Origin of the sequence: Streptococcus pseudopneumoniae (assembly GCF_001074975.1) — a bacterium.
Taxonomy (GTDB): Bacteria; Bacillota; Bacilli; order Lactobacillales; family Streptococcaceae; genus Streptococcus; species Streptococcus pseudopneumoniae_D.
Map to the genome: position 1 here is coordinate 97,455 of NZ_JUUO01000127.1, position 11,150 is coordinate 108,604.

Below are 11,150 nucleotides of genomic sequence, written 5' to 3' on the forward strand. Positions count from 1 at the left end.
AGTACGAAAAAAGCACTTAGATTTCTCTAGGTGCTTTGATAATTAGCTAAATAATACTTCTTTATCAACCAATTCGTCATCTGTATAATCGATTGTAAAAGTATCTCGCTCTAAGATAGACTTAGGTGGATTTGAATGGAAAAGTGGAATACTGTGAACTCTATACTCTTTCCCCCCTATTTTTACAAACTGATTAACTCTCAATTCAGAAAGATCAGGGTTTTCAACAGTAATCGAAACAAGACGATTTGCTACTTTAAAAACATCAATTATCTTATTTTTCATGTTTTTTCAACTCCTTTAGTTCTTGTTTATAAAATTTTAAAGCCATCCTTGTCTGTCTCTGCTCAGATTTTGGAATATCAAATTTCGATGCCACTGAGATTAAATACTCTTGAGCTTCTATTTCTGCTAACAATTGACTCTCTCGACTATCTGTAATCAAGCCGTCTTTAAATTGTTTAGCATGAAATAGTTCCTCTAATATTTCTGATATCAGAGGCTTTTTTTGTAAAACAATCATGTCATGATCCAAGCAACATGCATCCACTCCTCGATTTTTCAAGTAGGAAGATGCTTGGTCGTCTTGCCATACAAAACCACCTGACTCTTTAAAATTTCTCAGTAGTTCTTTTTGTTTAGTGATATTAACCGGTCGACGCTTATCAGGATCTTTATTTCTATCCATACCCTGATTATACACCTTTTCCCCATCTTTCGCAAACAGTTTTTCTTTAATCGCTTCCCCTTCACTCTCCCAACCTGCAAAAATTTCATCCAGAGAACGTTTCTCTTTTGCCATTTTCACAGGAGCGTTATTTAGCAATATATCGAGATACGGGCTAATCTGTTCTGCTTCTTCTGTTCTATCAGTCTTGCCTTTCTTATCAGACTTAACTGCAGGCTTGATAGTGGAACGACAACGAACATGAAAAGGCGGTGCGGTTCGTCCTGGGTCGTATTCTTTGATAGAATAAACCTCATGATTTTCTAACCTGCAAATCTCACTTGTACGACTGTCTAAAACCGCTACAATTTCGTAGTGGTCACCGCCTAATTCCTTGATAGTATCCAACGTCGCGAGGTTGTTATAAAAGGTCGTCTCAGTCCTGACAAGCGTATCAGCCCTATGATAGGCGACTCCTGTACGCTCAGAAAGAGCTCTAGCCATTCTATCAATAGACCAGCCACCTGTTAGGCCTTTATTCAAGACATCGCTGATTGCCTTATAAGCAACTTCTTTATGTACCCACACATTTTCAGAAAAGGTCCTACCGCTCCAGTTACTAGCCATCTTATGCTTAACTGCATCGACACCCAATATTGGTTTCTCTATGATTCCGAAATGTGCCAAGTTCTTAGCTTGATGGATTTTACCTTTGATGTAGACGTCGCTCAGAGCCTCTGTGACCTTGTCATGTATGCCGTCTGGTTTACCGTATAACTCAGCCGTCAGACGCTCAATTTCGGCAAGCAAAGCCTCCTTGCGACTAATACGATGGCGATATCCCAAAGCATCCAACAAAGGTGTCGGTGTGTCAGGATTTAAGGTCATTTCACGAAACCTTTCAAGAGTTACATGCTTAAACTCTCTACGCTCTTTATCCGTCAGATATTGCTTAGCCTCTGCATGGGTCATCTTGTTATCAACTGCATACCTGGCATAGAACTTCTCTATCTCAGAAATCAGCTGATGTTTATAGTCTGCTAAAGATTGGCCAATCTGTGCCATGTACCTATCAGCAACTATCTGAGCGTTGTGTTCCTGTTGTAAAGTTCGCTCAGTCCAGTACTCATCTATCTTTTTCTTGTCCTTGGTCGTCATGGTCATCCTCTACCTTTTTGAAATTGGTCTGAGAGTATGGATCTTGTCCTTGTTCCTGTTGTTCTTTCAATCGTTCCTCAACCTCTGGTTGATACCATGGATGTTGTTCACGAATGCTTAGATCGTCTAAGATACCGATTGAGTTTACACAATCTTGAATAGCTTCAGACTCATTTGAAATGATGTCACGATTAAAGACATAAGTAAATTTAGATGAATCAAACGCTACTCCTTTGTTAGCTGCATACTGTTCTACAAACCAAAGGAATTGCTTGATACCTTTTTGGAACTCGTTTTCTAGCTCATTACAATCCAAATCAAGGTCTGTATAGCGCCATTTAAGAGCCTGACCGCTCGCATTACCTAGATTATCATCTTGGGTATCAATGGCTCGTGCAGCCTCATACAGGAACTTACGCGAGCGTTCGATATCTGTTTCAACTCCGTTAGTATCATTGTCTGCTTGCAGGGTATCTACACCACCATCACTAGAAACTTTGATAGAGCGGAACTTATTCAGATTATTCATGAACTCTCCTAAGTCTGCGCCCTGATAGTTTTTCAAAACGTAAATCAACTTCGGCATATCTGCCAACATATCAGCGTTAGTAGACATTTGAAGTTGAATATTATCAATCAAAGACTTGGTTTGGACTAAAAGACCGTCCTCATACTCATTGTAACGAAATGGAATCAGAGGAACTTTCTCCCAAGTGTAAGGAATCCGTGTTCCGTCTGCGTTGACATAATAAAAATTTCCCTTGGTCTCCTTAGATAGCGGATTGAGTTCCAGGTGTGAATCTGTCCAGATATAATCTGTAATTCCTTGTTCGTCGTAGTATTCTACAAAGGTTTCGGTCTTCTTCACTCCGCTTTCGTATACTGCTTGATTGTAGACACGTACAAAGGCAGATAATTCCAAATGACGCTCATCTTTCCAAAAAGGGATAATCTGTTCACTTGGGATTTTAAACAAGCGTAGACGGCCATTCTCGTCGTAATAAGGCAAGCCATAGGCTATCCCTTTCATCACAGCTTCCTTACCGAGTGACTTAATTGTGGATAAAAGGTCCTCATCAAATACGCTGTCTAAAAAGTCTTGTGATTCTTCTCCCTCAAGCGAGATTGTCGGTTGTTTAGAAAACAAATAACCGACCTTCTGGTCTACCAACTTCTTAAACAAACCTAATTCAATCCTTGAGTTCGTTCGCCAGTCTACATCTACTTTTTTATTTCGAATAGCTGTGCGATTTCGATAGTAGTCATAAGCCTCTTTCATCGTGCTTACTTTCTCAGAATTCTGGTGTTCTCTTATCTCAATCTCTAGTATTTCATTTTGGGTTGTATTCTTAATCAACAACCGCCTGATTAACCATTTAAACCAATTACTCAACATTTCTCCTTCTCCTACCAGAATGATATTCCTGGCTGTCTCATATCGTCTTCAAACGCATATCTAGTTGCGTCGATTGTGTGGTCATTTACTTCTTCTAGTTTAGGCTTGGGATTTCCATCACGGTCAACTGCATAGTCGGCGCTTTCGAACTCTCTTGCAATGTTCGGTGTGCGTTCTGGATCTATCACAATAGCATCCAAATCATCCAACCAGCGTTCTCCATACTCACGACTATCAGGACCTTTCTTAGCACCTTGGACGAGTGGAATATTCAGCTGCAGTTTTAATTCATCAATTGACTTAGGTTCTGCGCTATCACAGGTTATCATCTGAGATTGATAGCCTTTCTCACGGATTCTTTCAGCTAATTCACGGTTGCTAATCTTTACGCCGTAAATTTCATCGATAGCGTAGATAACTCGTTTCTTCTTGTCGTAATGCCATCTCACAAAAGCCAGAGGGTCGTTAGCATATCCAAAGTCATTTCCTTGTCGAATGTTATCAAACCTTGCTATTTCCTCATCTGTAATCTTGCGGAATACCAGATTTTCAAACGGTGCTACACCCGAACCGATAGCCTCGCCCAAATACTCCCAGCGGTAACGCCTCTCTGAGCGCTCTCTCGTGGCCTCTGCCTCTTCGATAAACTCTTTGGCAATAAAAGGATTATCTTTGTAAGTTGAATGGTGTACGTGGGTGTTAGGAGGCTGTATAACACTCTCGTATTTCTTATTCACCCAAGATTGTTTTCTTTTTGGTGGGTTGTAAGAGTAAAAGAACTTATAAAAAAGACCGTCAGCCAATTCTCCACGAAGAAGGGAGTTGGTGATTGTCTTTACTTCATCTTCAGTTTTAAACTCAGCTAACTCCTCAATCCAGCCAATCGCAAATGGGAAGCGACTGTCTTTCAAGGATTTGATACGCTCTGGATCTTGAGCACCACGGAAGATAATATAATTCCCTCTTGGGATATAGGTTATCTTCAAAGGGGATTTATTAATCTTAAATAAATGACCGACCCCTTGCTCACTGATCGCCCATTTCAATTGCTCATAGACCGACTGTTCTAGGGTATTATCTGTCTTACGAATACACACGGCATTGACTGGATAGCGCATAATCAGTTGAATGATAGTATGTCCTAGGTCGCTTGACTTACCAGAACCACGCCCACCTTTTTCAACTACATGTAAGATTTTAGGGTCAAATGCTGCACGCCACATAGAATAAAAAGCCTTTGGGATAAATTCACTCATTCTACGCTTCATCACTAACTCCTATATCATCAACAAATTGAACAACCGAAGACATCTCGATTTCTTTTCTCTCTAAATACGCGCCATTTACTCTGAATATGTGGTCTATAGAGCGTTGTCTTTCTTCAATCGTCGGAGTAAATTCATAAGTCGTTTCCGATACCTCCACGCCTTCAGCAATCTTTACAGTTTTTTTAGAATATCCTTGTTGAGTTTCCCCTCTAGCAATACTAGCAGAGATTGCCAAGGCTTCTACAATTGACATCGAACGTTCGTCAAAAAGTTCCTCTGTACGTTTTTTAATGTATTCAGAAATGTCAACTTTTGTCAACAATCTTTGTCCTATAGACCTCGCTGTTTTATCAGAATACCCTGCTTTTATTGCAGCTTGTGTTGCATTTCTACTGATGATGTACTCATCAGCGAAGTGTTTCTGTTTATCATTCATTTTCCATCACCACCTTTTTTATAATCAAAAAAAGCCACACAATGTGCGACCTTTTTAAGACCTCTCTCTGCGAATTAATATCGCAATTGGAACGACAGGATTCGAACCTGTGACATCTCAATTCCTTGAAATAGGACTTAATCCGTCTACCATATATCCATTAACCAGCATGAGACTACTGCTTTAAACGAGTGACTTTTGATAACTTATAGTTTATTATCTTGTCCACAAATATTCCTACTTGTATCACTCATGCACGATTGGTTAGACCAATCACTCCTTACATCACAAACTACTAAGCCATTTTTCAATTAACGAAGACCCCGCTAAAAATCTAAGCTGCTTTACTCTTTGACTTTACTCTCATCCTTGCGAGATTTGAGTAGGCAATCTAATTGCCGAAGTACACTTTCATTTGTGACGGGCGATGACTTTTGCTTTTTTGAATTTTTTTCTATCTTGAATAGCTTTTAAAATATTAAAAATCATCATTTTATCTATCACAGACACGCATCGCCATGTGTTTCATTCTCTTTTGGAGAACAAAATGCACAGCGCCTGCTTGTTATCAATTGTTTTGCGGACAATCGACTCACCTTACATACTTTTGGGAGGCACCCAATTTTTGTAAAGCATGGTATTAAGCTCTTGTTGCACCTCGAACCAAATACCTTTTTCCTCTTATAGACTCGTCTCACATCCAAACTGCCACGTTTGCATTTCCTCAGCACCTTGCCGTTGGAATCTCTCTGCTTTAACTTCGCCTACCTATTCCAAAACTGAAATAGTTAAGATTAAATTGCTTAGATTGACCATTACTGGCAGGATGTTTGATAGATTTAAAAACATCCTTTTCCTGAGTTACCACAGATTATCTAGGCTAAGCCCTAAAAATGCAAGGCGACTACAACCTTGCGTGTTAATTAGAAATAAATTTTCTGATTTATTTTTTGTAGTCATTAACGGCGATGCCCGGAATCGAACCGAAAAAAATACATAGGAGAAAAATCACTTACCTGTCACCGCCAAAACGAGACCGAAGTCTCGGAAAAATATAATAAATATAAAGGAGACGTCAAATGACCTATCACTTGACAATACTATTTTATCACTTAAAATAAGCCATTTCCTAGCAATTTACTTGCAAATATCTCCCAAAATCTTACGATAGACAATCAGCTTACCTTTTCGATAGGCTTCCGCAAATTCCAAAGCACCTCTACTAAGCATGCGGTAGAACTCACTCTCAGAATAGCCTAAGTCCATATAAATCGCCTTGTCTGATAAATGGATTTTCATATCCATGTACTTCTTTGCTATAATCTGCCGAACATATGGATCCATAATGCAGTTCACAGCTCTCTCAATCTCTAACACCTCTGCCTCTGCATCCACATGTTCGATAACCATGTTCTCAGTAGCTGTGTTTTTACCAGTGAATGTCTTTGGTTCAAATGAGTAGGTCGTTGTGATTTTAGGCAAATACTCAGCGCCTGCCATTCGGACATACGAGCGATAACTCTCTAGAACATCATAGACATTTTTCTTAGTAAATTGCACGTCAACCTTTTTTAATAACCTCACAACATCGCTCCTTTATGATATAATATTTTTAGCGAACATATCACAAAGGAGTCAGCTGTGCTGGCTTTTTTCTTGCCTTGTTCCGTTTTTAGGTGTATACTGTATGTATACAAAGTAAAGGAGAAACAAATGAATACTGTTAAAACTCGTAAGGTTGGAAACTCTGTCACTGTGACCATTCCGAAAACACTCAATGTTCCAGAAGGTCAGGAAATGTTTGTCTACAAGGGTGTAGATAATGTCATTGTCCTAGCTCCAAAAATTCCAGATCCATTTAGTGGTGACACAGACCTACGCATGGAAGATGACTTTGAGGGGGTGAAATTCCTTGACAGCGAAATATGATTACATTCCAGAAAAGCAGGACATCATCTGGATTGACTTTGACCCGTCTGTTGGACGTGAAATTCAGAAACGCCGTCCTGCTATTGTCGTCTCTCGTAGAGAGTATTCGGAGCGGACTGGATTTGTGGCTGTATGCCCTATTACACACGGTCAAAGCAGACTAGAAGAACAAGGACTGCTTGTTCCTGTGCGTTCCAATAAGGTAGATGGCTCTGTCAATCCACTCCAACTCTATACTTTTGACTTTAGAGAGCGCAAGGCTCAAAAAATCACAACTATGGATACAACCAGTTTTCAGAAGGTTGTCCAACTCTACAACTTCATCTTTGAAGCCTAGTCCTTATGGATTGGGCTTTTTTATTCCTTATCCATCTCCTCGATAAGCCAGTCTAGGTTCTTGCGAGCTTTCTTCAGGTCTTCAAGACCGTTTTTCTTCTGGTGTCGTAGTATGTACTTCAAACTGTTGCCTAGATAGAACCCTTTCATCTGTTCGTCTGTCATGAAATTCCTCAAAGCATCGATAGATTCCATGCCGTATCTACCTTGGTAGTGGCTTGGTTTGTTTATATTGTCATTCATCTTAATTCCTCCAAAAGTTCAGGGTTTTCGTATACGTTGCCGATGATTTCAAACGGATATGTGTTAGCTTCAACCAATTCAGCTAAGGGCTCCTCTTCATTGTATTTTTCCGACCTAAACATAAACAAAGCATGTTTTTCGTCCCAAAATATTTTCACATTTATCACTTCATCATCAGTTTTGAATGCTAAAATATCCCCCTCAAAGATTTCCTTGCCGTTCTTATCCTTGAGTCCTGTTGATTGCATGAGGTCAATGTTTTTAAAGCCAACAAATCTTAGTACGTTATCATCATCTACATATTCAGCTTCTCTAGCATCGAAGTATAATCCATCAACAATATGTAATTGTGATGTAATTCTATTCCACAGCCTAAATTTCGGTATCATACCAAATCCTCCTCTTTCACAAATGACCCATCTACCATCTTACCCTTACGGTCTTTAATCTCGTTCCAAGCCATCTGGAAGCACTCAGCGATAGACCAACCTTTCTGCTGACAGTAGATGGTCAGCACCACCAAAATATCACCCACGGCATCCTTGCCCTCATCATCTCGTTTCTTGAGATGTGCCTGTGCCAGTTAGCCTGCCTCCTCAAATAACTTCAATGCTTGAGCCGTGCTATTGTCGGGATTGTCTAACCCTCGCTCTTTCGCCCAATGCTCAACATGATGCGCTAATAATTCCATGTTTGTCGTCATAGCGATACCTCATTATCTTTCTATTTATCCTCAAAATTGTCCTATTTCTCTCAGTTCTGCATAGTCATTTAAAATTCCTCGTAATTCTTCTAGCTCTACTTGAAACTCTTTGAACCAACTACCACTGGGCGATATATGCATCTGTTTCACATCTACAAAATCCATTGGAATCAAGAGGCAATAAGGGCTGTCAATACCTGTACCTTGTTCTCTTTCCAAAAATGCAACTATGAAATCCTGCTCACCTTTACACCTAATCCCCCAATGATATGACTTTCCTCCAGAATATAACGAACTGTATTTCACATCGATTGTCATATTTTTGAAAACAAAATCATAGACAGGATTATTTTTCTTGAAAAGCGCATTGGCATCAACAGCATCAGGTACTAAAGTCTGAAACAACTGTTCTGCTTGTCCACCTAACTTAGCACCTTTACTGCCGAATTGGATTTTATCAGCAATCTTCAAGACACCAGCTTTACGTAATTTTATATGCGCAATGTGCATTGGTAATCCACTCAAGCGTACAGCTGTTCTAAAATCTCCATGCTCCAAATATAAATCTACAATATCCACTACAACTCCTTAAAAATATTCTCAATATATCCAGTCTGCAAGTCATGTTCCTTCCAGATTTTGAAAATCATATCTGAAAAAGTCGGATTGTTAAAACTATTCAAATCATGTATGACTTGCAAAGCCGTATATGCCTTAAAATTCTCTAAACAAAACCAGATACTTTTAAAATCTTTAAAAGTCGCTTGCCAATAGATAAACAGATCATCGTCTACCACATAAGCGTCTGCACGTTTAAAATGCATCGTGTCCAGTTTGATACGTTCGTCTGGTTTCAAACCTTTCAAAATCGCTGGTCGTTTCGGTAATTCAACAGCAATCTTCACAACATTATTTCATCCCCTACTTTGATTTTCTCAAATTGTTCTCTAGTAACCACGAACACCCCATAATCACGAATTGTGACAGTATACAGTTTGCCATGTCGCCCTTTCTCAAGGACACGGCCAAATATCTCAGCGCCTGCGTTATCTGCCTTGTAGACGACAATCGGCTTCTTATCTTCCAAATCTCGAATCCTGTCCATCTGCCAGATGTTTAATCCGGCAGACAATAAAATACAGATAGCGATAAAACGTTTCATTCTGTTGCCTCCTCAATCTCAATCCCTGGGCAATCGAACACCCAGCCGAAGCCAGCTTCTTCTAGTTCTTTGCGGGTGTGTTTGAATATCACATAGTTACTTCCGACGCTAGCAAAAAACCATGTTCTTGATATTTCACCAAATACTAAATAATTTCTGTATTTTGCGATTTCTTTCACCTTAACTATGTACTTCGGTTCTTCCTTGACCTCGTAGCCAAATTGGTGCATGTTTACGAGGGTTTGAATAGGAGTGCCTTCGCCATCATTAATCCAATCATTAAACTCTTTATTTTCTAATTTTTCAGGCTCGTCCCTGAAAGCAATCCAATCCCAAACATTAAATTCAAAATCATCCTTATTTTTCTCATACCAATCCGCCACAAACTGCGGAACCACTGGTTTGTTCAATTCTTGCCGAATCTTATCAGCGTCCTTTAATTGATTACCAACCCATGCTCCCTCAAGTTTTCCTTGTTCGAAACCTTCACGATATTTTATTGAACCGAATCCTTCACCAAATTCATGTAAAATTTCATCAATCCATTCTGACCGACTAAGAGGAAATAACTGTTTCATTCTGCTTATAATATCTTTTAGTTTCAATGGTTGCGGTTCGTCTAGCTGTTCGATTAAAGTAACTGCACTTTCGGTCGGAATACCTTTGATTTCAGTACCAAATATGCTCAAATTGTAAATTCCAATCTTTCTAAACTCTTTAATCAATTCCTGCTTATTCATCTTCGCTTCCTCCATAAATCAAATAAACTGCAATAACTAACTGAGACATGCCTGGCGAATAGCCAACCCAATCATCAAACTCCTTAGATTTTGGCAACCAATCCTTGGTAGCTCCCAAATCATATTCTTTAGGTTTTTCATCGGCGAAGATACATTCCATCGCTCCCATAAACGTCATGCCATCTTCTGTCATTTCCCAGAAATAGTCCGCCCGGTCTTTCACTGCTTGTGGTAAATCTTGTTTGGGAGGCTTAGGCTTCCCGTCTTCTACCTCCCAGCCGTATACTTCATTAACTTTTTTCTTTAAATCTTCCATCATCTTCCAACTCCTCAACTTTCCGTCTTAATTCTTTATTCTTTTTCTTCAACAAATCGCGCTCCAACGCTCTAATCCGTCTCTTACGTACATCGCAAGGCTTCGAATACTCGATTATCTTCTCTTCGTTTTGCTCGATTGTGCGTTTCAGTCCGTCGATTACTGTCTGTTTATCGTAATTCATCTTCTAAAAATCTTTCAATAGCTTCTCTGTGGGAGACTTTCGCCAGACCGTCCAAGTCATCCAGGGCTTTAATATAGTCTGGACGACCTTGTCCATACTGCTTTTTCAAAAATTCAACAAAGAGATGAATTTCTTGATAGGACATTCCAAACATATTTCTTACCCCACTATCCTCTACAATATCTCGTGATACACTCTCCACAAAACGGGTATTGTACTTCTACCTTTAATTGATTATTCATTTGACTAACTCCAACGCTTCCTCGGCGCTTCTAGCAATACCAGCTATCGCACCTCGTTTTTTGACTGTCTCAATAAAATTTTCCTGTTCCGGTCTCACACGACCATTCTCTTTTTTTACTTCGACATAAAATATCTGTCCGTCCGGTCTAAAACCATACAGATCAGCATGACCTTTTGGCAATCCAGTATCAAACCACCTGCCATCTGCGGTCTTTACTTTTCCGACATTCGTTCGAAAAACGGTATATCCTGCTTGAGTCAATGCGACTCTAATTTCATTTTGTACTTCTTGCTCTGATTTCATTTATCCTCCAAAAGTTACCGTTGTGATTTTTAGAACGGTAACCACTACAAATCCAGCAGTACCAA

General features: G+C 39.5%; 19 protein-coding genes. 2 read left to right on the forward strand and 17 right to left on the reverse strand.

What is annotated here, in order from left to right; translation table 11 throughout:
- Positions 1 to 42: 42 nt before the first annotated feature.
- The 6 genes from ADI86_RS08820 to ADI86_RS08845 form a co-directional block, all read right to left on the reverse strand.
- A complete protein-coding gene (locus ADI86_RS08820; protein WP_152906158.1) occupies positions 43 to 285 on the reverse strand; it encodes a hypothetical protein in 243 nt (80 codons plus the stop codon).
- Positions 275 to 1,825 carry a minor capsid protein gene (locus ADI86_RS08825; protein WP_049532635.1) on the reverse strand — a complete coding sequence of 517 codons (1,551 nt, stop codon included), beginning with the start codon at positions 1,823 to 1,825 and terminating at the stop codon, positions 275 to 277. Before ADI86_RS08825 ends, ADI86_RS08820 begins: the two co-directional genes overlap by 11 nt.
- The gene (locus tag ADI86_RS08830; protein ID WP_065428629.1) at positions 1,794 to 3,221 is read right to left on the reverse strand and encodes a phage portal protein; all 1,428 of its coding nucleotides are present in this window, start codon (positions 3,219 to 3,221) and stop codon (positions 1,794 to 1,796) included. The genes ADI86_RS08825 and ADI86_RS08830 overlap by 32 nt, the downstream gene beginning before the upstream one ends.
- A gap of 11 nt (positions 3,222 to 3,232) precedes the next feature.
- Positions 3,233 to 4,489, reverse strand: a complete 1,257-nt coding sequence (locus ADI86_RS08835) for a PBSX family phage terminase large subunit (protein WP_049532637.1) — start codon at positions 4,487 to 4,489, stop codon at positions 3,233 to 3,235.
- On the reverse strand, positions 4,479 to 4,925 hold the full coding sequence (locus ADI86_RS08840) for a terminase small subunit (protein WP_049532638.1): 447 nt from the start codon (positions 4,923 to 4,925) through the stop codon (positions 4,479 to 4,481). The genes ADI86_RS08835 and ADI86_RS08840 overlap by 11 nt, the downstream gene beginning before the upstream one ends.
- Positions 4,926 to 6,062: 1,137 nt before the next feature.
- On the reverse strand, positions 6,063 to 6,509 hold the full coding sequence (locus tag ADI86_RS08845; protein WP_049532639.1) for an ArpU family phage packaging/lysis transcriptional regulator: 447 nt from the start codon (positions 6,507 to 6,509) through the stop codon (positions 6,063 to 6,065).
- Positions 6,510 to 6,638: 129 nt separating this feature from the next.
- Between ADI86_RS08845 and mazE the strand changes: the two genes are divergently transcribed.
- Positions 6,639 to 6,854 carry a type II toxin-antitoxin system PemI/MazE family antitoxin gene (gene mazE / locus ADI86_RS08850; RefSeq protein ID WP_016397663.1) on the forward strand — a complete coding sequence of 72 codons (216 nt, stop codon included), beginning with the start codon at positions 6,639 to 6,641 and terminating at the stop codon, positions 6,852 to 6,854.
- Positions 6,838 to 7,191, forward strand: coding sequence for a type II toxin-antitoxin system PemK/MazF family toxin (locus ADI86_RS08855; RefSeq protein ID WP_000125658.1), 354 nt, complete (start codon positions 6,838 to 6,840; stop codon positions 7,189 to 7,191). The genes mazE and ADI86_RS08855 overlap by 17 nt, the downstream gene beginning before the upstream one ends.
- Before the next feature lie 20 nt (positions 7,192 to 7,211).
- Here the strand turns inward: ADI86_RS08855 and ADI86_RS08860 are convergent, their stop codons facing one another.
- From ADI86_RS08860 to ADI86_RS08905, 11 genes are all read right to left on the reverse strand, one after another.
- Positions 7,212 to 7,433 carry a DUF3310 domain-containing protein gene (locus ADI86_RS08860; protein WP_049532640.1) on the reverse strand — a complete coding sequence of 74 codons (222 nt, stop codon included), beginning with the start codon at positions 7,431 to 7,433 and terminating at the stop codon, positions 7,212 to 7,214.
- On the reverse strand, positions 7,430 to 7,822 hold the full coding sequence (locus ADI86_RS08865) for a YopX family protein (protein ID WP_049532641.1): 393 nt from the start codon (positions 7,820 to 7,822) through the stop codon (positions 7,430 to 7,432). The genes ADI86_RS08860 and ADI86_RS08865 overlap by 4 nt, the downstream gene beginning before the upstream one ends.
- Entirely contained in the window at positions 7,819 to 7,968 is a 150-nt protein-coding gene (locus ADI86_RS12530) for a hypothetical protein (protein ID WP_342666722.1), read from the reverse strand. The genes ADI86_RS08865 and ADI86_RS12530 overlap by 4 nt, the downstream gene beginning before the upstream one ends.
- A gap of 198 nt (positions 7,969 to 8,166) precedes the next feature.
- Positions 8,167 to 8,715, reverse strand: a complete 549-nt coding sequence (locus ADI86_RS08875) for a hypothetical protein (RefSeq protein ID WP_049532642.1) — start codon at positions 8,713 to 8,715, stop codon at positions 8,167 to 8,169.
- Entirely contained in the window at positions 8,715 to 9,041 is a 327-nt protein-coding gene (locus ADI86_RS08880) for a hypothetical protein (protein WP_049532643.1), read from the reverse strand. The genes ADI86_RS08875 and ADI86_RS08880 overlap by 1 nt, the downstream gene beginning before the upstream one ends.
- Positions 9,038 to 9,298, reverse strand: a complete 261-nt coding sequence (locus tag ADI86_RS08885; RefSeq protein ID WP_049532644.1) for a DUF1372 family protein — start codon at positions 9,296 to 9,298, stop codon at positions 9,038 to 9,040. Before ADI86_RS08885 ends, ADI86_RS08880 begins: the two co-directional genes overlap by 4 nt.
- Positions 9,295 to 10,038 (reverse strand): DUF1642 domain-containing protein, encoded by a 744-nt coding sequence (locus ADI86_RS08890; RefSeq protein ID WP_241486553.1) that lies wholly within the window; start codon positions 10,036 to 10,038, stop codon positions 9,295 to 9,297. Before ADI86_RS08890 ends, ADI86_RS08885 begins: the two co-directional genes overlap by 4 nt.
- Positions 10,031 to 10,357: a hypothetical protein gene (locus ADI86_RS08895; protein ID WP_193390667.1), complete on the reverse strand. Its 327-nt coding sequence runs from the start codon at positions 10,355 to 10,357 to the stop codon at positions 10,031 to 10,033. Before ADI86_RS08895 ends, ADI86_RS08890 begins: the two co-directional genes overlap by 8 nt.
- Positions 10,329 to 10,538: a hypothetical protein gene (locus tag ADI86_RS08900; RefSeq protein WP_049532645.1), complete on the reverse strand. Its 210-nt coding sequence runs from the start codon at positions 10,536 to 10,538 to the stop codon at positions 10,329 to 10,331. Before ADI86_RS08900 ends, ADI86_RS08895 begins: the two co-directional genes overlap by 29 nt.
- Positions 10,525 to 10,683 carry a hypothetical protein gene (locus tag ADI86_RS11425; protein ID WP_162489321.1) on the reverse strand — a complete coding sequence of 53 codons (159 nt, stop codon included), beginning with the start codon at positions 10,681 to 10,683 and terminating at the stop codon, positions 10,525 to 10,527. Before ADI86_RS11425 ends, ADI86_RS08900 begins: the two co-directional genes overlap by 14 nt.
- Positions 10,684 to 10,776: 93 nt before the next feature.
- Positions 10,777 to 11,085, reverse strand: coding sequence for a VRR-NUC domain-containing protein (locus tag ADI86_RS08905; RefSeq protein ID WP_049532646.1), 309 nt, complete (start codon positions 11,083 to 11,085; stop codon positions 10,777 to 10,779).
- Positions 11,086 to 11,150: the final 65 nt, after the last annotated feature.